Source organism: Pseudomonas sp. LBUM1674 (assembly GCF_059695635.1).
Genome location: NZ_CP166779.1, coordinates 6,133,302 through 6,156,098, shown reverse-complemented (window position 1 = coordinate 6,156,098; position 22,797 = coordinate 6,133,302). Strand labels below are relative to the sequence as shown.

The 22,797-nt window shown below is 59.7% G+C and carries 19 protein-coding genes; 5 read left to right on the top strand and 14 right to left on the bottom strand.

What is annotated here, in order from left to right:
* Window positions 1-4: 4 nt before the first annotated feature.
* The gene (locus tag ACA067_RS28245) at window positions 5-2,533 is read right to left on the bottom strand and encodes a PepSY domain-containing protein (RefSeq protein WP_497459479.1); all 2,529 of its coding nucleotides are present in this window, start codon (window positions 2,531-2,533) and stop codon (window positions 5-7) included.
* Window positions 2,534-2,819: 286 nt separating this feature from the next.
* Window positions 2,820-5,156, bottom strand: coding sequence for a TonB-dependent receptor (locus ACA067_RS28240; RefSeq protein ID WP_497459478.1), 2,337 nt, complete (start codon window positions 5,154-5,156; stop codon window positions 2,820-2,822).
* A gap of 206 nt (window positions 5,157-5,362) precedes the next feature.
* Here ACA067_RS28240 and ACA067_RS28235 point away from each other — a divergent pair, with 206 nt between their 5' ends.
* Both ACA067_RS28235 and ACA067_RS28230 read left to right on the top strand, forming a co-directional pair.
* Entirely contained in the window at window positions 5,363-6,043 is a 681-nt protein-coding gene (locus ACA067_RS28235; protein ID WP_497459477.1) for a Fe2+-dependent dioxygenase, read from the top strand.
* Complete coding sequence (locus ACA067_RS28230; protein ID WP_497459476.1) at window positions 6,040-6,807, top strand: tetratricopeptide repeat protein; 768 nt, start codon at window positions 6,040-6,042, stop codon at window positions 6,805-6,807. Before ACA067_RS28235 ends, ACA067_RS28230 begins: the two co-directional genes overlap by 4 nt.
* A 69-nt stretch (window positions 6,808-6,876) precedes the next feature.
* On the opposite strand, the gene ACA067_RS28225 is transcribed toward ACA067_RS28230, so the two are convergent.
* The 5 genes from ACA067_RS28225 to ACA067_RS28205 form a co-directional block, all read right to left on the bottom strand.
* Window positions 6,877-8,040 (bottom strand): type III PLP-dependent enzyme, encoded by a 1,164-nt coding sequence (locus ACA067_RS28225; protein WP_497459475.1) that lies wholly within the window; start codon window positions 8,038-8,040, stop codon window positions 6,877-6,879.
* A 467-nt stretch (window positions 8,041-8,507) separates the two neighbouring features.
* Window positions 8,508-9,665 carry an osmoprotectant ABC transporter ATP-binding protein OsmV gene (locus ACA067_RS28220; protein ID WP_497459474.1) on the bottom strand — a complete coding sequence of 386 codons (1,158 nt, stop codon included), beginning with the start codon at window positions 9,663-9,665 and terminating at the stop codon, window positions 8,508-8,510.
* Window positions 9,662-10,315 (bottom strand): ABC transporter permease, encoded by a 654-nt coding sequence (locus ACA067_RS28215; RefSeq protein ID WP_064679765.1) that lies wholly within the window; start codon window positions 10,313-10,315, stop codon window positions 9,662-9,664. The genes ACA067_RS28220 and ACA067_RS28215 overlap by 4 nt, the downstream gene beginning before the upstream one ends.
* Window positions 10,316-10,327: 12 nt before the next feature.
* Window positions 10,328-11,221: a glycine betaine ABC transporter substrate-binding protein gene (locus tag ACA067_RS28210; protein ID WP_497459473.1), complete on the bottom strand. Its 894-nt coding sequence runs from the start codon at window positions 11,219-11,221 to the stop codon at window positions 10,328-10,330.
* Window positions 11,222-11,241: 20 nt separating this feature from the next.
* Window positions 11,242-11,958, bottom strand: coding sequence for an ABC transporter permease (locus ACA067_RS28205; RefSeq protein WP_128871943.1), 717 nt, complete (start codon window positions 11,956-11,958; stop codon window positions 11,242-11,244).
* Between the two features lie 383 nt (window positions 11,959-12,341).
* Between ACA067_RS28205 and ACA067_RS28200 the strand changes: the two genes are divergently transcribed.
* Window positions 12,342-13,925: a peptide chain release factor 3 gene (locus tag ACA067_RS28200; protein ID WP_497459472.1), complete on the top strand. Its 1,584-nt coding sequence runs from the start codon at window positions 12,342-12,344 to the stop codon at window positions 13,923-13,925.
* A gap of 180 nt (window positions 13,926-14,105) precedes the next feature.
* The gene (locus tag ACA067_RS28195; protein ID WP_497459471.1) at window positions 14,106-14,516 is read left to right on the top strand and encodes a hypothetical protein; all 411 of its coding nucleotides are present in this window, start codon (window positions 14,106-14,108) and stop codon (window positions 14,514-14,516) included.
* Window positions 14,517-14,712: 196 nt separating this feature from the next.
* Here the strand turns inward: ACA067_RS28195 and ACA067_RS28190 are convergent, their stop codons facing one another.
* On the bottom strand, window positions 14,713-15,081 hold the full coding sequence (locus ACA067_RS28190; RefSeq protein WP_497459470.1) for a nuclear transport factor 2 family protein: 369 nt from the start codon (window positions 15,079-15,081) through the stop codon (window positions 14,713-14,715).
* A 215-nt stretch (window positions 15,082-15,296) separates the two neighbouring features.
* Between ACA067_RS28190 and ACA067_RS28185 the strand changes: the two genes are divergently transcribed.
* Entirely contained in the window at window positions 15,297-15,539 is a 243-nt protein-coding gene (locus ACA067_RS28185) for a hypothetical protein (protein ID WP_497459469.1), read from the top strand.
* A gap of 178 nt (window positions 15,540-15,717) precedes the next feature.
* Here the strand turns inward: ACA067_RS28185 and ACA067_RS28180 are convergent, their stop codons facing one another.
* The 6 genes from ACA067_RS28180 to ACA067_RS28155 all read right to left on the bottom strand — a co-directional run bounded on the left by ACA067_RS28180 (window position 15,718) and on the right by ACA067_RS28155 (window position 22,793).
* Window positions 15,718-16,698 (bottom strand): peptide ABC transporter ATP-binding protein, encoded by a 981-nt coding sequence (locus ACA067_RS28180; RefSeq protein WP_497459468.1) that lies wholly within the window; start codon window positions 16,696-16,698, stop codon window positions 15,718-15,720.
* On the bottom strand, window positions 16,698-17,666 hold the full coding sequence (locus ACA067_RS28175) for an ABC transporter ATP-binding protein (protein ID WP_497459467.1): 969 nt from the start codon (window positions 17,664-17,666) through the stop codon (window positions 16,698-16,700). The genes ACA067_RS28180 and ACA067_RS28175 overlap by 1 nt, the downstream gene beginning before the upstream one ends.
* A 10-nt stretch (window positions 17,667-17,676) precedes the next feature.
* A complete protein-coding gene (locus ACA067_RS28170; protein ID WP_497462858.1) occupies window positions 17,677-18,588 on the bottom strand; it encodes an ABC transporter permease subunit in 912 nt (303 codons plus the stop codon).
* A gap of 13 nt (window positions 18,589-18,601) precedes the next feature.
* Window positions 18,602-19,612 (bottom strand): ABC transporter permease subunit, encoded by a 1,011-nt coding sequence (locus tag ACA067_RS28165; protein ID WP_064679756.1) that lies wholly within the window; start codon window positions 19,610-19,612, stop codon window positions 18,602-18,604.
* A 74-nt stretch (window positions 19,613-19,686) separates the two neighbouring features.
* Complete coding sequence (locus tag ACA067_RS28160) at window positions 19,687-21,282, bottom strand: ABC transporter substrate-binding protein (protein WP_497459466.1); 1,596 nt, start codon at window positions 21,280-21,282, stop codon at window positions 19,687-19,689.
* Window positions 21,283-21,359: 77 nt separating this feature from the next.
* Window positions 21,360-22,793, bottom strand: coding sequence for an OprD family porin (locus tag ACA067_RS28155; RefSeq protein WP_497459465.1), 1,434 nt, complete (start codon window positions 22,791-22,793; stop codon window positions 21,360-21,362).
* Between the last annotated feature and the right edge of the window lie 4 nt (window positions 22,794-22,797).

The window sequence follows — 22,797 nt, the reverse complement described above, 5'->3', positions numbered from 1 at the left end:
CTGGTCAGTAGACGTCGCGGCGGTAGCGGCCTTGCTCGATCAGGCGGTCGACCGCTTCGATTCCGAGCAGCTCGTTGAGCACGTGATCCACCCCTGAAGCCATCCCCTGCAAGCTGCCGCAGATGTAAATGACCGCGCCATCCGCCAGCCATTTCTTCAGTTCCGCGGCCGACTCGCGCAGGCGATCCTGCACATAGATCTTCTCGGCCTGGTCCCGCGAGAACGCCAGGTCCAATCGCTCCAGATCACCCGAAATCAGCCATTCTTCAAGCTCATCGCGGCACAGGTAGTCGTGCTCGCGATTGCGCTCGCCGAACAACAGCCAATGACGTTGCTGCCCCTCGGCAATCCGCGCCTTGAGCAGACTGCGCAGCCCGGCCAGCCCGGTACCGTTGCCCAGCAAAATCATGGGCACCGGCTCGGTCGGCAGATGGAAACCGCTGTTGCGTCGTACCCGCAGGCTGATGGTGCTGCCCACCGGCACGTGTTCGGTCAGCCAGCCGGAGCCGATGCCGAGACTGCCGTCGGGATGCAGTTCCTGGCGCACGATCAGTTCCAGTACGCCATCGGCGGCAATCGAAGCGATGGAGTATTCGCGCATGGCCAACGGCACCAGGGCGTCCACCAGCGCTTGCGCGTGCAGGCCGACAAGATGGGCCCGGTTCTCGGGCAACTGTCGGCTGGCGAGGGCTTGCTCCAGCGGTTGCGACAGGTCATCGAGCGTCACCGTGGCTCGACCGTCAATGCCCAGGCCATCGAGGAAGTGCTCGATCGCCCACGGGCAATTGCGCGGCAGTACTTCCACCAGGTCACCGGCCAGCCAGCTGCTGGTGGTAGGGGCGGTGAGGCCCAACAAGTACACGCCCGAGCCGCTGCTGTCAGGGTTGAGCAAATCCCGGCGGATCAGGGTCCAGTGGTCATAGCCGGGCGCTTGCCAGGTGTCCACGGGCGCCTGTCCGGTCACCAGGCCGAGTTGCTGCTGCCAGTGACGCAAGGCGTAAGGGTCGCCGCTGTCGACTTCCACCGGGGCGAACAGGGTCTTGCCGCCGTGCTCGCCCAGCCAGGTGTGCAAGCGTCGGGCGAAACCGCAGAAGTGTTGGTACTGCCGATCACCGAGACCGAGCACCGCATAGTTAAGGCGCTCCAGGCTCGTCGCCTGGCCCAGCACCTTGCGTTCGAAGCCCCGGGCGCTGTCCGGCGCTTCGCCGTCGCCGAAAGTGCTGACCACGAACAGCGCGTTGCTGGAATCGCGCAGATCCTGCTCGCTGACATCCGCCAGTGGCTGAACCTTTACCGGCAGGCCGGCGGCCTGCAATTGCCCGGCGGTCTGCCACGCCAATTGCTCGGCAAACCCGCTCTGGCTGGCGAAGCCGATCAACCAGGCTGGCGCGTTGCTGCCCGATTGTGCGAGGCCTTTGCGGGCATCCTTGATCTGCTTTTTCTTGCGTCGACGATCGAGGTAAAGCAACCAGCCCGTGACAAAGAACAACGGCATGGTCAGCGCGCTGATCGTCAGGATGATCCGCCCGACAATGCCGAAATAGCTGCCGACATGCAGCGCGTAGATGCTGGTCAGCAATTGCGCCTTGAGGCTTTTGTCGCTGTAACGGTCATGCCGTTTGACGATGCCGGTGGCAGGGTCGAGGGTGATCTGGTTCAACGCACGATCGTGCGGCGAGGTGTCCAGCAGGTAAAACACGGTCGCCGGTTGCCCGGCCACGGGCGGCATACGAATGTTGTAGGCGGCCAGGTTCGGCCCTGCAGCGCTGTAGATGCTGCTCCACATGGCCGCATAATCGGCCGTCGGCGCCGGACCCGCTGGCGCAGGACCACGACCACCCCGAACGCGCTCATTCTGCGGCGAATCGGAAAGCAGCCGGGTCAGGCCCTTGTTGTACCACTCATAGGACCAGGACAACCCGGTCAGCGCCGCCAGGAGGTAGAACACCAGGCACCAGGTGCCCGCCACCGAGTGCAAATCCCAATTGAAGCTGCGACCTTTTTTCTTCCAGTCGAGGGTCAGCCAGGCACGCCAGCTGTTCCACTGGCGCGGCCACCGCAGGTAGAGACCGGACAGGCAGAAGAACACCAGGATCAGCGTGCAGGCGCCGGTGATCTGCCGGCCGGTATCGCCCATGGCGAGGAAGCGGTGCAGTTGCAGCATGAAGCCGAAGAAGTCCTGGCCGGTGACGTCGCCCATGGATTCGGCGGTGTACGGGTTGAAGTAGCGCATCTCGCCACGGCGTTCGCCCGGCGGCGGGGTAAAGGACACCCGCGCGGCATTGCCGCTGTCAGTCTCGACCCAGATCATCGCGACTTTCTTGCCCGAGGCGCCTTCGATTTTTTCCACCAGCTCGGCGGGTGGCAGGACGCCGGCGACCTGCTTCTCGACCTGCAACACGGTCGGGTTCAGCACGCTCAGGATTTCATCCTGAAACGATACCGTCGCCCCGGTGATGCCCATCAGGGCCAGGACCAGCCCGGCGCTGATGCCGAAAAACCAGTGCAACTGGAACAGGGTTTTCTTCAACACGTCGCTCGCCTTGTTCGTTCGAAAATAATCATCACGGCGCGCATTATGCCGTGGGTTGTCGAGAAGCATTCTTTTTTACGCACAAAGGCCCCGTTCATCTGGATGAACGGGGCCCAGGCTATTCGCCAACCACTCCTGTGGTGGGAGCGAGCCTTTGTGGCGAGGGGGCTTGCCCCCGTTGGGTCGCGAAGCGGCCCCAAAAAATGGGACTGCTGCGCAGTCCAACGGGGGCAAGCCCCCTCGCCACAAAGGCTCGCTCCCACAGGCGTGGAATTTCACACCTCTATCAGAAGTGGAAGTTGGTGCTCAGCAACGCGGTACGGCCTGCCGCCTGGTTGGCGAAGTGGGTCGAGAACGCCTTGTCGTAGTAGGTTTCGTCGGTCAGGTTTTGCACGTTCAGCTGCAGATCGACGTTTTTGGTCAGCTTGTAGGCCACCATGGCGTCGTAGCGTACATAGTCATCCACCATGGTGGTGTTGGCCACGCTGCCGAATACGTCGTCGACGTAGAACGCGCCGCCACCGATGGTCAGCTTCGGCGTGACCTGGTAGGTCGTCCAGAGGCTGGCGCTGTTTTTCGGCGTGTTAGGCAGTTGGTTGCCGTTGTTGGCTTTGTTTGCCGGCAGGTCACCCCCATCGATTTGCTCGCTGTCCATGTAGGCATAACCGGCGAAGACTTGCCATTTGTCGGTGATCTTGCCGGTGGCCGACAGTTCGACACCTTGAACGCGGGTTTTGCCGGCGTTTTCAAAGGATGTGGTGTCGACTTGTACCCGGGCGTTGTCTTTCTCGGTGCGGAAGATATCGGCGGTCAGGGACAGACGATCGTTCAGCAGGTCCCACTTGGTGCCGATTTCGTAGTTCTTGGTGGTTTCCGGCTCCATGTCGCTGCTCAGCAGGTTGCCATTGCGATCCGGAGTGCCGCCCAGCGGGTTGCCTTCCTGACCTTCACCCAGGGTGTTGCCCGGTGGCGTGGCGGAAGTGGCATACGAGGCATAAATGCTGCCGTTTTCAGCCGGCTTGTAGACCACGCCGAACTGACCGGTGACGAATTCGCTGGTGTCGTCGCCCTTGGACGTGGTGTTGCCGGCCGCTGTGTAGGTTTTGTACTTGGTGTCGAAATGGTCGTAACGCAGGCCCATGTTCACCAGCCATTGCTTGGACAACTCCAGGGTATCGAACACGTACAGCGCACGGGTGGTGCTGGAAGTGTCGGTGCCGGCGTAGTTGCGCGAAATCGCACCGTTCCACGGGTCGTTCGGGTTCGGACTGGACAGCGAGGTGCAGTTGTAGCCGCTCGGCGCGCCGATCAGGGCCGGGGTGCAGTTGGTACCTGATGGAGTCGCAGGCGTCGTTGGTGTCAGTGGCGTGGTGTCGGTGTTGACGTTGTACGAGGATTTTTCGCTGTCCTCGTGGCTCAACTCGATACCGGTGGCAAAGCTGTTCTTGAAGCCGGCGATGTAGAAGTCACCAAACAGATCAGTCTGGTTGGTGGTGGTCTCGGTGTTGCTGACACGGGTATTGGCGCGACGCCAGACGCTGCCGTTGTTGACGTTGCCCTTGCTGTCATCCGGCTGGGTCAGGATGTAATCCTGCATGCTGCTGCCATGGCGCAGGGTGTTCTTGACCGTCAGCGCGTCGTTCAGATCGTGCTCGATGGCGAAGGTCGCGGTGTCGGTGCGGCCCTTGCGGAAATCGCGTTCCAGACCGTAGAAGTTGCTGTCATCGCCACCGGCGTAAGGCTTGTCCGGATTGGACTTGGTGCGGGCGGCAGCAAGGCCGGCAGGAATGGTGTACGGAATGCCGGAATCCGGCGTGTCGTTACTTTCCAGGTGGTAGTAATCGAGGTTCACGCGAGTGTCGGTGCCCAGGCCGAACGCCAGCGATGGCGCGATGCCCCAACGGTCGTAATCGACCTTGTCCCGGCCGGCGACGTTGCTTTCGTGGCTCATCAGGTTCAGACGGCCGGCGGCGGTGTCGGTGAACTGGTAGTTGCCGTCGAAGGTGTAGCGCTGGGTCTGGTCCGAGCCCCAGGTGAAACCACCGTCGAGCGAGTCGCCCAGGTGTGCTTTCTTGCTGACCAGGTTGATGCTGCCGCCGGCAGCGCCACGGCCGCCAATGGCCGAGTTCGGGCCTTTGCTGACTTCAATCGACTCGACGGCGAAGATCTCGCGGCTCTGCGAACCGGTGTCGCGCACGCCGTCCAGGTAGGTATCGCCCTGGGCATCGAAGCCACGAATGAATGGACGGTCACCCTGGGGGTTGCCGCCTTCACCGGCACCGAAGGTGATGCCAGGGACCGTGCGCAGCGCGTCCTGCATGTTGAGGGCGCCGGTGTCCTTGAGGACTTGTTGCGGGATGACGGTGACCGAGCGGGGGGTGTCTACCAGCGGCGCGGTGTACTTGGGCGAGGAGGCTTTCTCGACCTGGTAGGAAGTCGCGTCCTGAGCCTCGCCGGTAATGGCGGTAGCCTCTAGGGAAATCGCATTGTTCGGCGCTTTCTCGTCGGTCTTCTCAGCAGCGAAAACCATATGGCCAGCGGAGCCGGCAGTGATCGCCACGCCAATTGCAGACGCGAGCAAACGCGGTGAACTGACCGGTAATTGTGAGTGTTGGCGTGACATGAGCATTCCCCTCCCCAAGGATTTGAGGCCGCGGAATATAGGGTAAACAGGTATTCGTATCAATTGCGAAATATTACTATTCGCACTGAATTTACATTCTTTACAATTTAACCTTACGGTTTTTGATGTTTCATTCGTCGCCAGGGTTTTACACGGGCAATAAGAATCAATACCATTGCCATCCTTTTGCCTTCAGGTGCTTCCCCATGCTGCTGCACATTCCCGGCTTGTTCGCTAAAGAAGAAGTGCGGCGCATCCGCGAGGCTCTGGAACAGGCCGATTGGGCGGATGGCAAGATCACTGCCGGTTATCAGTCAGCAAAAGCCAAGCACAATCTGCAGCTGCCTGAAGGGCACCCACTGGCCAAGGAAGTGGGCGCGGCGATGCTGGAGCGGCTGTGGAAAAATCCGCTGTTCATGTCGGCCGCGCTACCGCACAAGGTCTTTCCGCCGTTACTGAACTGTTACACGGCCGGTGGCAGTTTCGACTTTCATGTCGACAACGCCGTGCGCCAGCCAAAGAACAGCATCGAGCGGGTTCGCACCGATCTGTCGGCGACGCTGTTTTTCAGTGAGCCCGACGACTATGACGGCGGCGAGCTGGAAATCCAGGACACCTTCGGCACCCAACGGGTGAAGCTGCCCGCCGGCGATATGGTCCTGTACCCCGGCACCAGCCTGCACAAGGTCAATGCCGTCACCCGCGGTACGCGCTTTGCCTCGTTCTTCTGGACCCAAAGCCTGGTTCGCGAAGACAGCCAGCGCGCCTTGCTGTTCGAGATGGACGGGGCGATCCAGCAGTTGACGCAAGACATGCCGGACCATCCTGCGCTGATCCGCCTGACCGGCACTTACCACAACCTGTTGCGCCGCTGGGCCGAGGTATGAATTTTCATTTGCGCCGCGAAGAAGTGCTCGACGGCGATCAGCTCAAGGCCATGCTCAATGAAAGCCCCGCTCGCGCGGCTCAGGCAATTCTGATCGCTGCCCGTGAAGGTGTGCTCGACGCCCAGGCCTTGCTTGGGCAGATCCTGCTGGACGGGCAGGGCATCGAGCGGGATCAACCACTGGCGGTGCGCTGGTTTGAGATCGCCGCCAACGGCGGGCACCTGATGGCGCGCAACATGCTCGGCCGGTGCCATGAGCATGGTTGGGGGTGTGCCGCGAATGCATCGATTGCCGCACGGCATTACCGAATCGCGGCAGACGCCGGACTGGATTGGGCGATGTACAACTTCGCCAACCTGCTGGCGACCGGGCGTGGTGTGATTGAGGATCAGCAGCAAGCGCTGAATCTCTATCACCGCGCCGCAGAACTCGGCCACGCAAAGTCTATGAACCTGCTCGGTCGATACCTGGAGGAAGGGCAGGTCTGCCCGGCAGATCCGCAGGCCGCACGCGCCTGGTATCGACGCTCGGCGATCGGTGGGGACTTTCGCGGACAGTTCAGTTATGCCGCTGTGCTGGCTGACGAGGGGAACATCGAAGAAGCTATGGATTGGTTGCACAAGGCACTGGCTGGCGGGAATTTGAATTTTTTGCGGGTGGCGAGTAAAGCGTTGTTGAACGCAGCCGATGCGCAAATTCGCGCCCTGGCACCCGATTATGCCCGGCGGTACGCCGACCTGACCCTGGAACTCACCCCCCTGTAGGAGCGGTGTATTCCAGACATAAAAAAGCCCATGATGCGTCATGGGCTTTTTGATTGCTGCGTAGAGCGCTTACACGTAGAACGACTTCAGCGGCGGGAAGCCGTTGAATTCAACCGCGCTGTAACTGGTGGTGTAGGCACCGGTCGACAGCCAGTACATACGATCACCAATGGCCAGGTTCAACGGCAAACCGTACTTGTAGTTTTCGTACATGATGTCAGCGCTGTCGCAGGTCGGGCCGGCGATGACCACTTCTTCCACTTCGCCTTTCTTTTCGGTCCAGATCGGGAACTTGATGGCTTCGTCCATGGTTTCGATCAGGCCGGAGAACTTGCCCACATCGGTGTACACCCAGCGCTCGACGGCGGTACGGGATTTACGCGCAACCAGCACTACTTCGCTGACCAGAATGCCGGCGTTGGCGATCAGCGAGCGGCCGGGTTCCAGGATGATTTCCGGCAGGTCGTCACCGAAGTCTTCCTTGAGGAAGCGGATGATTTCTTCGGCGTAGGTTTCCAGGCTGTTGGTGCGGGTGATGTAGTTGGCCGGAAAGCCACCGCCCATGTTGATCAGCTTGAGCACGATGCCGTCTTCTTCCTTCAGGCGCTCGAAGATCACTTTGACCTTGGCGATCGCCGCGTCCCAGACGCTGATGTCGCGCTGTTGCGAGCCGACGTGGAACGAGATGCCGTAAGGCACCAGGCCCAGGTCACGGGCGAGGATCAACAGGTCCATGGCCATGTCGGTCTGGCAGCCGAATTTGCGCGACAGAGGCCAGTCGGCGGTGGTCGAGCCTTCGGTGAGGATGCGCACGTAGACTTTCGAACCCGGTGCGGCCTTGGCGATGTTGCGCAGGTCGGCTTCGGAGTCGGTGGCATACAGACGCACGCCCTTCTCGTAGAAGTAGCGAATGTCCTTGGATTTCTTGATGGTGTTGCCGTAGCTGATGCGATCCGGGCCGACGCCCTGGTTCATCACTTTGTCGAGCTCGTAGATCGACGCGATGTCGAAGTTCGAGCCTTTCTCTTTGAGCAGGTCGATGATCTCGACGGCCGGGTTGGCCTTGACCGCGTAGTAGACCTTGGCGAATTCGAAACCGGCGCGCAGGTCGTCGTAGGCCTGGCTGATCATCGCGGTGTCGATGACCACGAACGGGGTTTCTTGCTTGTCGGCGAACGCCTTCATTTTCTGGAAGGTATCGCGCGAGAAATAATCATCGACATTGATCGACATGCTGGGAACTCCTACTGGCAAACTGAAATTAACAATGGGTGCATATGAACGTCCTCCGTATCCCCACTTTGGTTCGCCTACTTCCCAAGGCATGTCGCCGAAAGCAAAAAGGCCACGGGAGGCGGTGCTTTCCCTTGGCCTTGCTGTCTCGTCGTCAGTACTTGAGCCGGATGGATCGTTTCCAGCATGGACGTTCGGCGCGAACTTTAGGGCGTGAGGGGCTTGAGATCAACAAAAAATGTCGCGTTATTGCACGCTTCCGTCGTGCGGTCCCGGACATCTACTGATGTAACGGACCTGCGTGACAGTGTGATGTTCCCGTAGGAGGGATATTTGCGGGGATTCAGCGGGGATTTGTGGTGCCCCCAATCGCGAGCAAGCTCGCTCCCACAGTGATTTCTGTCGTACACAAATGCTGTGTACACCAGGAACCCTGTGGGAGCGAGCTTGCTCGCGATGGCGTCAGATCAGGCGACCGCAGTCTCGGCAGGCGAAACGATGCTGGTCTTGCCGCCACGGGACTTGCCGGAACTCAAATACTCGGCAATCGATTCCTGGGTCACTTCACCCAGGAACACCCGCTCGGCATCCATCACCGGCAGCCACGAACGGTTGAACTCGTACATGCGCGACAGCAGGATGCGCAAATGTTCGTCGTACGCCGCGGTGGCGTTGAACTCGCGCCGGTATTGCGCGCAAGTGCCGGTCTGACGGTGCAGGTCGCGACGCCGTACATAACCCATCGCCTTGTTCTCACCGTCAGTGACAACCACATAACGACGGTCAAGTTCATCCATCAATTCCAGCGCTTCAGCCACCGGCGTTTCCGGGCTCACCGACGGCGCGTTGTCCGCCGCATCTTCGGCTTTCACCAGCAACAGCCGCTTGAGCGTGCTGTCCTGGCCGACGAAGTTGCTGACAAAGTCGTCCGCCGGGTGCGCGAGCAAGGTGTCCGGATGGTCGATCTGCAGCAGCTTGCCGGCGCGGAAGATCGCGATCTTGTCACCCAGCTTGATCGCTTCGTCGATGTCATGGCTGACCATGATCACCGTCTTGTTCAGCGCCCGTTGCATCTCGAAGAACTCGTTCTGGATCATCTCGCGGTTGATCGGGTCGACCGCGCCGAACGGTTCATCCATCAACAGCAGCGGCGCATCGGCCGCCAGCGCACGAATCACGCCGATCCGCTGTTGCTGGCCACCGGACAACTCACGCGGGTAACGATTCAAATACTGCTTGGGCTCGAGCTTGATCATGCTCATCAACTCGCGGGCGCGGTCGTGGCATTTCTGCTTGTCCCAGCCCAGCAGGCGCGGAACGATGGTGATGTTTTCCTCGATGGTCATGTTCGGGAACAAGCCGATCTGCTGGATCACATAACCGATGTTGCGACGCAGGGTTACAGCGTCGAGGTCAGTGGTGTCTTCGCCATTGATCAGGATCTTGCCCGAGGTCGGCTTGATCAGGCGGTTGATCATCTTCAGCGTGGTGCTTTTGCCGCAGCCCGATGGCCCGAGGAACACACAGATCTCGCCTTCATTGACGGTCAGGCTTACCGAGTCCACGGCTTTCACATCTTTGCCGTTGCTTTGGAAGGTCTTGCTGAGGTTTTGAAGTTCGATCATTTCAGGAGTCCTTTTGGAGTCAGCGTGCGTTGCAGCCATTGCAGAAGCAGGTCGGCGAAGATGGCCAGGAGACTGACCAGCACGGCGCCGACGATCAGCATCGACATGTCGCTGCGGCTGATTGAAGCGAGAATAAGTACACCGAGGCCACCGGCGCCGATGGTCGCGGCGATGGTCATCACACCAATGTTCATGACCACGGCGGTGCGCACACCGGCGAGGATCACCGGCACGGCAATCGGCAGTTCGACCATGCGCAGGCGCTGGCCAAAGGTCATGCCGATGCCGCGGGCGGCTTCGCGAATGCCGGGTTCGACGCCGGTCAGGGCCAGGTAGGTGTTACGCATGATCGGCAGCAGCGAATACAGAAACACTGCCGTGATCGCCGGCATCGGGCCCAGGCCCTGGCCGAATTTCGAGTAGAACGGCAGCAGCAGGCCGAACAGGGCAATCGACGGCACGGTCAGCAACACGGTGGCGCTGGCTTGCAAGGGACCGGCGAGCGTCGGGAAACGCGTCATCAGGATGCCCAGCGGCACGCCGACCAGAATCGCCAGGGTCACGGCGATGCCGACCAGGGTGATGTGCTGCCAGGTCAATTGCGCGACCTGCGCCCAGTCGAGATGGGAAAAGGCGTTCAGAAATTCCATGTCTTTTCCTCCTCAGTTGAGTGGGTGCTGGCGCAGGAAATCTGCGGCAACGGATGAAGGGCTTTCGTGATCGACATCGACCCGTGCATTCAGCGCACGCATGGTGGCGTCATCGAACAGCTCGGCCAGCGGTTTGATTTCTTCCGCCAGTTTCGGATGGGCGTCGAGGTAGGCCTGACGTACCACCGGTGCGGCGGTGTAATCCGGGAAGTAGTGCTTGTCGTCCTCCAGCAACTTGAGCTTGAACGCGTTCAAGCGACCGTCGGTGGTGTAGACCAGACCCGCGAACACCTGACCATTGCGCAAGGCGGTGTAGACCAGCCCGGCATCCATCTGGCGGGTGTTTTTGCGGGTCAGGTTCATGCCGTAGAGGTCGACCATGCCGGCCATGCCGTCGGAACGGTTAGTGAACTCGGTGTCCAGGGCGACGAGGTGGTTGGTCTTCGCCTCAGCCTGCATCACCGTGTTCAGCTCGCTAATGGTGTTGATCTGCGGATAAGCCTTCGCGGTGTTTTCCGGCAATGCCAGAGCGTAGGTGTTGCTGAACTTCGACGGGGTGAGCCAGATCAGGCCTTTTTTCGCGTCGAGTTCTTTCACCCGGGCGTAGGACTGAGCGCTGTCGAGTTTGTCGGTGATGTGGTTGTAAGCCACCAGCGACACGCCGGTGTATTCCCATATCAGGTCCAGTTGGCCGCTTTCCTGAGCGCTGCGGGCGAGGTTACTGCCCAGACCGCCGGTCACCTGGGTGTCGTAACCCTTGGTGCGCAGGTACTGGGAGGTGATTTCCGCGAGCAGGGTTTGTTCGGTGAACACCCTGGCGCCGATGCGGATCACGGGTTTTTCAGCGGCTTGGGCAAATCCTGCGAACAGCAGGGCGCAGCCTAAAAATAAGCATAGTTTTTTCATGTTAGTTCCTTTGCCGAGGCTTAAGACGGGCGCAGCCCGCGTTCGAGCCAGAGGCGGCTGGCAAGTGTCACCAGTCCGTCGAGCAGCAAGGCCAGCAGGGCAGTGCAGGCCGCGCCGAGCATCAGTTGCGGCTGATTGTTCAGGGCGATGCCGGGGAAAATCAGGCTACCCAGACTGTTGGCGCCGATCAGGAACGCCAGAGGGGCGGTACCCACGTTGATCGCCAGCGCCACGCGCACACCACCGATGATGATCGGCACAGCGTTCGGCAGTTCGACCCGCCACAACACCTGGGTCGGTGTCATGCCGATGCCGACGGCCGCTTCCTTGAGCGAACCCTGGACGTTTTTCAGGCCTTCATAGGTGTTGCGCACAATCGGCAACAGCGAGGCGAGGAACAGGGCGAAGATCGCGGGGCCGCTGCCGATGCCGAGGATGCCCAGGGCGATGGCCAGTACGGCGAGAGGCGGCACGGTGTTGCCGATGTTGAAGATCTGCATGAAGCGTTCGGCGCGTCCAACCATGGTCGGGCGGCTGAGGAAGATGCCGGCGGGTATGCCCACAACAAGGGCGGCCAGCATGGAAACGAGGACGAGAATCAGATGAGCTTGCAGGTAAAACAACAAATCGTCGCGGTAATGTTCGATCGTGTTGATGCCAATCCAATGGACCAGCAGGGCCAGGAGGGCGACGACAACCGCACCTCCTATCAGCCCCTTGCCATAGCGAATAGCCACAGGCGGACTCCTTTTGTTCAGTCGGCGGACGCAGTCCCGTGTGGTGGGTGGCCGTGGTGATCAGTTCTGTGGGCCCACAGAACTGATCACCACGGCCACTAGCCATTCCTGGCTGCCGGGAAAATCGACGTTCGCGAGAAGCAGCTCTTCATGCTGGTGAAACCGCATGAAATCGAGCCATAAGCGCAGCCTCGTCAGGCTAACTTGCTGATTTTTCAACCCTGACGAATAGTCGTAACAGGGGAGTGGACGCCTCCACGCGTTAAAAGGTTCCCATCTGAAGCAGCATTTGGCCACCCCTAATGTGCTCAACGGTTCGGTTCTTGCTACAAGTTGGGCTATAATCGCGGCCCTTTTTTGAATCACCTGCCAGGCGATTTCCCATGACCAAACAGGCCGCCGAAGTCGCGAAACGCCGCACTTTCGCCATTATTTCCCACCCCGATGCCGGTAAGACCACCATCACTGAGAAGCTCTTGCTGATGGGCAAGGCGATTGCGATTGCTGGCACGGTGAAATCACGCAAGTCCGACCGCCATGCCACCTCCGACTGGATGGAAATGGAAAAACAACGGGGTATTTCCATTACCACGTCGGTCATGCAGTTCCCGTATCGCGAGCACATGATCAACCTGCTCGACACCCCGGGCCACGAAGACTTCTCCGAAGACACCTACCGCACCCTGACGGCGGTGGACTCGGCCTTGATGGTCCTCGATGGCGGTAAGGGTGTAGAGCCTCGGACCATCGCCCTGATGGACGTCTGCCGTCTGCGTGACACGCCGATCGTCAGCTTCATCAACAAACTCGACCGTGACATCCGCGACCCGATCGAACTGCTCGACGAAATCGAAGCGGTCCTGAAGATCAAGGCGGCGCCGATCACCTGGCCGATCGGCTGCTACCGCGACTTCAAGGGCGTTTATCACCTCGCCGACGACTACATCATCGTGTACACCGCCGGTCACGGCCACGAGCGCACCGATGTGAGAATCATCGAGAAGCTAGATTCCGATGAAGCCCGCGCGCACTTGGGCGACGAGTACGATCGCTTCGTCGACCAGCTGGAACTGGTGCAGGGTGCCTGCCACGAATTCAATCAGCAGGAATTCCTCGACGGCCAACTGACCCCGGTATTCTTCGGTACTGCACTGGGCAACTTCGGTGTCGATCACGTGCTCGACGCCGTGGTCAACTGGGCGCCGAAACCGCTGGCCCGCGTGGCCAACGAGCGTACCGTGGAACCGGTCGAAGAGAAATTCGCCGGCTTCGTGTTCAAGATCCAGGCGAACATGGACCCGAAACACCGCGACCGTATCGCCTTCATGCGGATCTGCTCCGGCAAGTACGAAAAAGGCATGAAAATGCGCCACGTGCGCACCGGCAAGGACGTGCGGATCGGCGATGCGCTGACCTTCTTCTCCTCCGAGCGTGAGCAACTGGAAGAAGCGTTTGCCGGCGACATCATCGGCCTGCACAACCACGGCACCATCCAGATCGGCGACACCTTCACCGAAGGCGAAGTCCTGGGCTTCACTGGCATCCCGCACTTCGCCCCGGAACTGTTCCGTCGCGTGCGTCTGCGTGATCCGCTGAAATCCAAGCAACTGCGTCAGGGTCTGCAGCAACTGGCGGAAGAGGGCGCGACTCAAGTGTTCTTCCCGACGCGCAGCAACGACATCATCCTCGGCGCCGTCGGCGTGCTGCAGTTCGATGTGGTCGCCAGCCGTTTGAAAGAGGAATACAAGGTCGAGTGCTCCTATGAGCCGATCACCGTCTATTCCGCGCGCTGGATCGATTGCAGCGATAAGAAGAAGCTCGAAGAGTTCCAGATCAAGGCTGTGGAAAACCTCGCCATCGACGGCGGCGGTCACCTGACCTACCTGGCCCCGACGCGGGTCAACCTGGCGCTGATGGAAGAGCGCTGGCCGGACGTGAAATTCCGCGCGACGCGTGAGCACCACTAAACGCAGGCGTCTCTTGCTTGAACTAAAAAGCCCTATGGATTTATCCGTAGGGCTTTTTAGTTTTGGAAGGATTTTGATATGTCAACTATCAACTTTGACAGTTGCCGCTGAATGCCATGTATCTTACTTTTGAAGTAGAAGGCATGTGCCTTCGGATGCCAAAACATGGAGAGTAATATTATGTTGGATATTCAGGAAATCGAACAAGCTTTGCTAAACGCTACTGGAAAATTTGAATACACGGTAGATGGTGGTGTGGTTGTCGTCCCAGCTTATAAATACGCTCATTTTGATCCGGCGGGTGGTGACTTTGCGGTTTTTGTGGGGCGTAACACCAGTACTTCTCACAACGAAACAGGTGTTTATATTCAATTCCAAAAAACGCCAGAGTTTTGGGGTATCGATGTTCCTTTTGGAGGGAATATCACGGCCTCTTATAAATATTTTGGTAATGATTGGCAAAACGGCAAAGGTTTCGTTACCGGATATTTCAGTACGTCGCAAAAAAAGGCATTCATTCAGTTTGATTTCATGGCGCATCAAAGTTCAGATAGCAAGCACATAAAGGGGTATTGCATATTGAGTGTGTAATGTTTATTCGTCACTTGACGCAGTGTAAAAGTTAATTCCTGATATGTCTGCCATTGCGCACTTATGCAAAGCCTGGTTGGGGCGGTTAAGTGTGTGGGGCATGTATCATGATGAATATAGATAAGGGCGAAGTTGTCATGGCTTCGCCCTTGTCGGAGTTCCGGGTCAAGGCCGTGGAAAACCTCGCGGTCGACGGTCATCCTTTCGGAATACAGGTCCCTTGATGGAAAACCATCTGCCATTGCTCGTCCTGCTTTCGCCAAACTGAACTGCGCAAGCTGTTGCTTGCGTCGGTGTGACATTGATAGGTCACCAGGGCCGTATCCCCCGAGAGAGGTTTGACGGCGAATTCGCTGATGGTGCGTTGAAAGAATGGCTGACAAGGCAATTGCTCGACCAGGTCAGCTTTGCTCCAGATGCCGCCACTGGCACCGAATTCGTTGAAGTCGTCGGCGATCGCCGGGAAATTTCTTCGGCATCGCCTCGGGTGGTTTGTGACAGCAAGCGTTGTTCGAGTTCGAGTAATGTTTGTAACAGATCCATTGTTTTGACCTTCTTCCGACATATTGAACAAAACTAGGAGCGAGCTTGCTCCTACAAGGGGCATCTAATGCCTGTTAAATAACCATTCGCCATAGCGTTTATGCAAAACCATTCTCTGCACCCGTGGCATTTCCCGGCGATCATCAACGTCCTACTTTGAGAACCCGCTCGATTGCAACTGAATCTCGCACAAACGCCACGGCATCCGGGTTCGTCGTGGGCAGGAGGGAATCGGCTATGAGCATGTTTCTACGCGGTGTTTTGTTGCTGAAGGTGTTGGTGTTGCTATCCCTGGGTTCGTCCGCGGCGTGGGCGGAATGTCAGGAGCATGACAAACAGGCCTGGAATTGGCAGGGCACGCAGAGCGAGACGATGATCGCCAAATCCGAATCAGAGCCCGGTGACCAGGGCCAGGCTGGCAGCGCGGGTGATGACGATTCGATGGACGGTGACGAGGGCGAGGACGACAGCCAGACGTAAAACGCAAACAAAAGAAAACCTCTTTCGCACCGACGGATACGCCGTCGGAGTAGAAGAGGTTCGTGAGCCGATCAATCACCCCTGTGGGAGCGAGCCTGCTCGCGAATGCGTTATGCCAGTCAACATCATTGTCGACTGACAGACCGCCTTCGCGAGCAGGCTCGCTCCCACATTGTTTTTACGGCGCGCCGTCGAGGAATTGCTCGGCGTAGTGGCACGCCACCTGCCGGCTGTCGACCAGGCGCAGGGCCGGCTCTTCGGTGCTGCAGCGCTCGGTCGCGTACGGGCAGCGCTTGTGGAACGCGCAGCCGGACGGCGGGTTCAGCGGGTTGGGCAATTCGCCGACGATCTTGATTTTCGGCTTGTCCGGATCGGGGTGGATGGTCGGTGTCGCCGACAACAGCGCCTGGGTGTAAGGGTGCAGAGGACGGGTGTAGATGTCTTCTTTCGGACCCATTTCCACGGGGCGGCCGAGGTACATCACCATCACGTGATCGGCCACGTGACGCACCACGGCCAGGTTGTGGGAGATGAACACGTAGGCGGTGTTGAACTCTTGCTGCAAATCCATGAACAGGTTCAGCACCTGGGCCTGAATCGACACGTCCAGCGCGGAAGTCGGTTCGTCCGCCACCAGCACTTTCGGTTGCAGCATCATCGCCCGGGCCAGGGCGATCCGCTGGCGCTGACCGCCGGAGAACATGTGCGGATAACGCTGGTAGTGCTCAGGACGCAAGCCTACCTGCTTCATCATCGCCTGGACTTTCTCGCGGCGTTCCGCGGCGCTCAGGTTGGTGTTGATCAGCAGCGGTTCGGCCAACTGATCACCGACTTTCTGCCGCGGGTTCAACGAGGCGTACGGGCTCTGGAACACCATCTGCACGTCTTTGCGCAGCTGCTTGCGCTGGGCCTTGTCGGCGCCGGCGACTTCCTGCCCGGCGATTTTCAAGGAGCCGGAGGACGGCTCTTCGATCAGGGTCAGGGCACGGGCCAGGGTGGATTTGCCGCAACCCGATTCGCCGACGACGGCGAGGGTCTTGCCGGCTTCCAGTTCAAACGACACCCCATTCAGGGCGCGCACGGTGGCGTGGCCCTTGAACAGGCCGCGGGACACTTCGTAGTGACGGGTCAGGTTGCGGGCGGTAAGTACGACGGCCATTACGCCACCTCCTGATTCAATGGGTAGAAGCAGCGGGCGAGGCTGTTGCTTTTCTGGTCAAGGGCTGGACGCTGGGTGCGGCAGTTGTCCTGCACATACGGGCAGCGCGGCGACAGCAGGCAGCCTTGCGGACGGTCGTAACGACCGGGAACGATACCCGGCAGCGTCGACAGGCGCGCGGCCCCCAGGCTGTGTTCCGGAATGGCTTTGAGCAGGGCTTCGCTGTAAGGGTGCGCCGGAATGTCGAACAGTTGTGGCACCTGGCCGACTTCAACGGCCTGGCCGGCGTACATCACGCACACGCGCTGGGCGGTTTCGGCCACGACCGCGAGGTCGTGGGTGATCAGCACCAGGCCCATGTTCTGTTCTTTCTGCAGGGCCAGCAGCAGGTCCATGATCTGCGCCTGAATGGTCACGTCGAGCGCAGTGGTCGGTTCGTCGGCGATCAGCAGTTTCGGTTCGCCGGCAATCGCCATGGCAATCGCAACGCGCTGGCTCATGCCGCCGGACAGTTGATGCGGGTAGGCGTTCATGCGGCTGGCGGCGCCCGGGATTTCAACTTTTTCCAGCAGTTCGATGGCGCGGGCGCGGGCTTGCTTGCCGGACATCTTCAGGTGCAGGCGCAGCACTTCTTCGATCTGGAAACCGACGGTGTAGCTCGGGTTCAGCGCGGTCATCGGGTCCTGGAAGACCATGGCCAGGTCTTTGCCGACGATCTGCCGACGCTGACGGTTGCTGAGCTTGAGCATGTTCTTGCCGTCGAAATTCAACGCGTCGGCGGTGACAATCCCCGGGTGCTCGATCAGGCCCATCAGCGCCATCATGGTCACGGATTTACCCGAACCCGACTCGCCAACGATGGCCAATACTTCGCCCTTGTCCACGGAGATGTCGAGCCCGTCGACCACCGGAACGGCGTTTTTGTCGCCGAAGCGAACGTTGAGATTCTTGATTTCTAACAGTGACATTTGAATCTCCTCAGGCGGCGTTCTTGAGTTTCGGGTCCAGCGCATCGCGCAGGCCGTCGCCCATTAAGTTGATTGCCAGCACGCTGAGCAAAATGGTCAAGCCAGGCAGGCTGACGACCCACCAGGCGCGTTCGATGTAGTCGCGAGCCGAAGCCAGCATGGTGCCCCACTCAGGGGTTGGCGGTTGTACGCCAAGGCCGAGGAAGCCCAGCGCCGCGGCATCGAGAATCGCCGAGGAGAAGCTCAAGGTGGCCTGAACGATCAGCGGCGCCATGCAGTTGGGCAGTACGGTGACGAACATCAGGCGTGGCAGACCGGCACCGGCCAGGCGCGCGGCGGTCACGTAGTCGCGGTTCAGTTCGCCCATCACCGCGGCGCGGGTCAGACGAACGTAGGACGGCAACGAAACCACGGCGATGGCAATAATGGTGTTGATCAGGCCAGGGCCGAGGATGGCGACAATCGCCACGGCCAGCAGCAGGGAGGGCAGGGCCAGCATGATGTCCATCAGACGCATGATGGTCGGGCCTAAAATACGCGGGAAGAACCCGGCGAACAGCCCCATCAGGATCCCGGGGATCAGCGACATCACCACCGACGACAAGCCGATCAGCAGGGACAGGCGCGAACCGTGGATCAGCCGCGACAGCAGGTCGCGACCCAGTTCATCGGTGCCGAGCAGGAACTGGATCTGCCCACCTTCCAGCCAGGACGGCGGGGTCAGCAGGAAGTCGCGGTATTGCTCGCTCGGGTTATGCGGCGCGACCCACGGCGCGAAGATCGCGCAGAAAATCACCAGCAGCATGAACATCAGGCCGGCGACGGCGCCTTTGTTGCGGGAGAAGGCGTGCCAGAATTCTTTGTACGGCGACGGGTACAGCAGGCTTTGATCGACTGCTACCGCTGGAATTGGAGTGGTCATGGTCATGATGATCTCAGCGCTGGTGACGAATGCGTGGGTTGGCAAAGCCGTAGAGGATGTCTACTACGAAGTTGACCAGAATCACCAGGCAGGCGATTAACAGGATGCCGTTCTGCACCACGGGATAGTCCCGTGCGCCAATGGCTTCGATCAGCCATTTGCCGATGCCGGGCCAGGAGAAGATGGTTTCGGTCAGGACCGCACCGGCCAGCAATGTGCCGACTTGCAGGCCGACCACGGTCAGTACCGGAATCAGCGCGTTGCGCAGGCCGTGAACAAAGACCACGCGCGACGGCGACAGGCCTTTGGCGCGGGCGGTACGGATGTAGTCTTCACGCAGCACTTCGAGCATCGACGAACGGGTCATCCGCGCGATCACCGCCAGCGGGATGGTGCCGAGCACGATGGCCGGCAGGATCAGGTGATGCAGGGCATCGAAGAATGCACCGACGTCATCGGCCAGCAGCGTGTCGATGAGCATGAAACCGGTCCGCGGCTCGATGTCGTAGAGCAGGTCGATCCGCCCGGACACCGGGGTCCAGCCCAGGGACACCGAGAAGAACATGATCAGGATCAGGCCCCACCAGAAGATCGGCATCGAATATCCCGCCAGGGAGATGCCCATCACCCCATGGTCGAACAGGGATCCTCGCTTGAGTGCCGCGATCACCCCGGCCAGCAGGCCCAGGATGCCGGCGAACAGCAGGGCGGCCATGGACAGCTCCAGGGTCGCAGGGAAGAGGGAACTGAACTCGGTCCAGACGCTTTCCCGGGTCCGCAGGGACTCGCCGAGATCGCCCTGGGCCAGTTTGCCAATGTAATCCAGGTACTGGGCATACAGGGGTTTATTCAGACCAAGGCGTTCCATTGCCTGAGCATGCATTTCGGGGTCGACCCGACGTTCACCCATCATCACTTCCACGGGGTCGCCCGGAATCATGCGAATCAGCGCGAAAGTCAGCAAGGTGATGCCGAAGAACGTAGGGATCAACAACCCCAGTCGGCGGGCAATAAAACTAAACATCGTGTGGTGTACCTCATCAGCCGGTTAGGCGTGCCCGGCGTCCCTGGGGTCAGGGACGCCGGGAATTTTCTTATCTACTTCACCGAAGTGGTGGCGAAGTTATTAGTGGTGAGCGGGCTGATTTGATAGCCCTCTACGTTGTTGCGCATTGCGGTGAACATACGGGTATGCGCGATGCTGATCCATGGCTGGTCCTGGTTGAAAATGGCCTGGGCTTGCTCATAGAGCGCCGCGCGTTCGGCAGGGTTCACTTTAGCCCTTGCTTCATCAATCAGCGCCTGGAACTGCTCATTGCACCATCGCGCGTAGTTTTCGCCGTTTTTGGCCGCCTCGCAACTGAGCATAGGCGTCAGGAAGTTGTCCGGGTCGCCGTTATCGCCCGCCCATCCGGCGGACACCATGTCGTGCTCGCCGTTTTTCGCGCGCTTGAGCATTTCGCCCCATTCCATCACGCGGATGTCGATCTTGATCCCGACCTTGGCCAGGTCGGCCTGCATCATCTGCGCGCCGAGCATCGGGTTAGGGTTGGTCGCGCCACCGCCATTGCGGGTAAACAGGGTGAATACCGTGCCTTCAGGTACGCCAGCCTCCTTGAGCAGGGCGCGGGCCTTGTCCAGGTCACGGGGCGGGTTCTTGAGGTTATGGTTGTAGCCCAGCAGAGTGTCCGGGAACGGGTTGACTGCGGCAGTCGCATTGCCTTTGCCGAACAGCGCGTTGACGGCCGCTTCCTTGTCGAAGGCGATGTCGATGGCTTTACGTACGCGCACGTCGCTCAGGTATTTGTGCGTGGTGTTGATGGCGATGTACGCGACGGTCATCGCGTTCAGTTCGTCGACCTTCAGCTTGGTGTCGTTCTTGATGCTCGGGATGTCATCCGGTTTCGGATACAAGGCGATCTGGCATTCGTTGGCCTTGAGCTTTTGCAAGCGCACGTTGTTGTCGGTGGCAATCGCCAGGATCAACGAGTCTGCCGGTGGCTTGCCACGGAAGTAGTCCGGGTTGGCCTTGAAGCGGACCTGAGCGTCCTTGGCGTAACGCTGGAAGATGAACGGGCCTGTACCGACCGGTTTGCTGTTCAGGTCGCCGGTTTTGTTGGCCTTGAGCAACTGGTCGGCGTACTCGGCGGGATAGATCGAGGAGAAGGCCATGGCGATGTCGGCCAGGAACGGCGCTTCGCGACGGGTCAGGGTGAATTTGACCGTGTTGTCGTCGACCTTCTCGACGCTTTTGAGCAGTTCTTTGAAGCCCATGCTTTCAAAGTACGGGAAGCCCACGCTCGATTTGTTGTGCCACGGGTGTTTCGGGTCCAGCTGACGCTGGAAACTCCAGACCACGTCGTCGGCATTCATGTCGCGGGTCGGCTTGAAGTAGTCGGTGGTGTGAAACTTGACGCCTTTGCGCAGGTGGAAAGTGTAGGTCAGACCGTCTTCGCTGATGTCCCAGGAGTCGGCCAGAGCCGGAATCACTTCAGTGGTACCGGGCTTGAAGTCCGCCAGGCGATTGAAGATAGTCTCAGCCACTGCATCGGCGGTGACTGCAGTCGTGTACTGGACCATGTCGAAGCCTTCGGGGCTGGCTTCGGTGCAGACCACCAGGGGTTTGGCCGAGACGCCAACAGCGACACTCAGCAACGCGGCAGCGATGGCCGCACGTAGGGGGAGCATTTTCATCAAGAACCCTCTGCAATCGGTTAAAAGACCGCATCCAGATGGCCGACTCGTGACGAGTCAGCCGTCTGGCTGGCGTTTTACAGAATGTTGAACGGGATGGTGGTCACGAGACGGAACTCGTTGATGCTGCCATCCGCCTGGTTTTCGCTGGCGCGGTGAGTCGTGTAGGTCGCGCGGATAGCGGTGGCTTTGAGCGGGCCGCTCTGCACCGCGTACGCAGCGCCGATTCCGTATTCCTGGTGGTGTTCGCCATCCTGGGCCTGGATGCCGTCGTAACCTTTGCCCGCAACGCCTTCGTTACCCTTGTAGTGAGTACCGTCGATACCCCAGCCGCGTGCGCTGTAGAGGTTGAACTTGAGGCCCGGTACGCCGTATTCGGCCATGTTCAGACCGTAGGCCACCTGGAAGGATTTCTCGTTCGGGCCGTTGAAGTCCGACAGCAGGGAGTTGGCCAGGTAGATGCCGTTGGTTTCGTGCAGGTAGTCGAAGTACTCGTCACCGTTAATTTCCTGGTACGAGAAGGTCAGGCTGTGGGCTTGGTGGGTCAGGCCGAATGACAGGGAGTAGGTGTCGTTGTCGATATTGCCGATCAGCGCTTTGCCTTCTTCCTGGGTCTTGTAGTAGTTCAGGCCGGTGGTCAGGCTCAAAACCTGGCTGTCGCCCAGCACATGGCTGGCGCCGAAGTAGTACTGGTTCCAGATGTCTTCGGCCTGGGTGGCCCAGAGGCTGGTGGTCAGGCTGGCAAATGGCGTGTAGGTGATGCCTGCGGTGTGGACGTGATCGCTTTCAACGATGCCGTTGGCATATTCGGTGCGGAATTTGCGCTGGCTTTGCTCCATACGCGGAGAGTTGCGATCGAAGGTGCCCAGGTCAAAGGACAGGTTCTCCAGCTCTTCGCTGTGCAGGCTCACACCCTCGAAGCTCGAAGGCAACGCACGGTTACCGATCACATCGACCATCGGGCTGCTGAAGTTCTGGCGACCGGCCGTCAGGGTGGTGTTGGAGACACGGGCCTTGACGTTGGCCAGGCCGAGCTTGCTCCACTGGTCTACGGCGTCGCCGCCTTCTTCGGTCAGGGTACGGTTGTTGCCCGCGCCTGGACGCGTGCCCGGTGCACCGCCGTTGTTGGACGCCAGGTCCTTGCGATCACGATCCAGGGCAATGGCGTTGTACGCCGCCACTTCGGTGCTGATGCCCACGGTGCCTTCGGTGAAACCGGAGTTGTACTTGATGATGGTGCCCTGCACCCAGTTGATCCGACGATCCGTATCGGTCGACACGCCGTTTTTCTTGTAAGCGAACTGGCCGCCCCGTTTCAGTTGCTCGTTCGCATACCAGTTACGCGTGGTGCCGCTGATCGACTGACCTTCGACGAAGCCGGTGGCTGCGCTTTGGGCACTTTTCTCTTTCACGGTAACCGGGGTGAACGCCTGGCTTTGGGATTCTGCGTACGCCGTGGCGGTGACGCTGCTGATGGCCAGGGCCAATAACGCGGTGCTGCTCAGTTTCATGGGT

Bases quoted from the DNA above. Each gene is read 5' to 3' on its own strand.
- ACA067_RS28210 (WP_497459473.1), bottom strand. From the start codon at position 11,221: ATGAAAAAACTATGCTTATTTTTAGGCTGCGCCCTGCTGTTCGCAGGA.
- ACA067_RS28175 (WP_497459467.1), bottom strand. From the start codon at position 17,666: ATGTCACTGTTAGAAATCAAGAATCTCAACGTTCGCTTCGGCGACAAA.
- ACA067_RS28170 (WP_497462858.1), bottom strand. From the start codon at position 18,588: ATGACCACTCCAATTCCAGCGGTAGCAGTCGATCAAAGCCTGCTGTAC.
- ACA067_RS28235 (WP_497459477.1), top strand. From the start codon at position 5,363: ATGCTGCTGCACATTCCCGGCTTGTTCGCTAAAGAAGAAGTGCGGCGC.
- ACA067_RS28155 (WP_497459465.1), bottom strand. From the start codon at position 22,793: ATGAAACTGAGCAGCACCGCGTTATTGGCCCTGGCCATCAGCAGCGTC.
- ACA067_RS28185 (WP_497459469.1), top strand. From the start codon at position 15,297: ATGAGCATGTTTCTACGCGGTGTTTTGTTGCTGAAGGTGTTGGTGTTG.
- ACA067_RS28225 (WP_497459475.1), bottom strand. From the start codon at position 8,040: ATGTCGATCAATGTCGATGATTATTTCTCGCGCGATACCTTCCAGAAA.
- ACA067_RS28230 (WP_497459476.1), top strand. From the start codon at position 6,040: ATGAATTTTCATTTGCGCCGCGAAGAAGTGCTCGACGGCGATCAGCTC.
- ACA067_RS28190 (WP_497459470.1), bottom strand. From the start codon at position 15,081: ATGTCGGAAGAAGGTCAAAACAATGGATCTGTTACAAACATTACTCGA.
- ACA067_RS28160 (WP_497459466.1), bottom strand. From the start codon at position 21,282: ATGAAAATGCTCCCCCTACGTGCGGCCATCGCTGCCGCGTTGCTGAGT.
- ACA067_RS28180 (WP_497459468.1), bottom strand. From the start codon at position 16,698: ATGGCCGTCGTACTTACCGCCCGCAACCTGACCCGTCACTACGAAGTG.
- ACA067_RS28195 (WP_497459471.1), top strand. From the start codon at position 14,106: ATGTTGGATATTCAGGAAATCGAACAAGCTTTGCTAAACGCTACTGGA.
- ACA067_RS28220 (WP_497459474.1), bottom strand. From the start codon at position 9,665: ATGATCGAACTTCAAAACCTCAGCAAGACCTTCCAAAGCAACGGCAAA.
- ACA067_RS28165 (WP_064679756.1), bottom strand. From the start codon at position 19,612: ATGTTTAGTTTTATTGCCCGCCGACTGGGGTTGTTGATCCCTACGTTC.
- ACA067_RS28200 (WP_497459472.1), top strand. From the start codon at position 12,342: ATGACCAAACAGGCCGCCGAAGTCGCGAAACGCCGCACTTTCGCCATT.
- ACA067_RS28215 (WP_064679765.1), bottom strand. From the start codon at position 10,315: ATGGAATTTCTGAACGCCTTTTCCCATCTCGACTGGGCGCAGGTCGCG.
- ACA067_RS28240 (WP_497459478.1), bottom strand. From the start codon at position 5,156: ATGTCACGCCAACACTCACAATTACCGGTCAGTTCACCGCGTTTGCTC.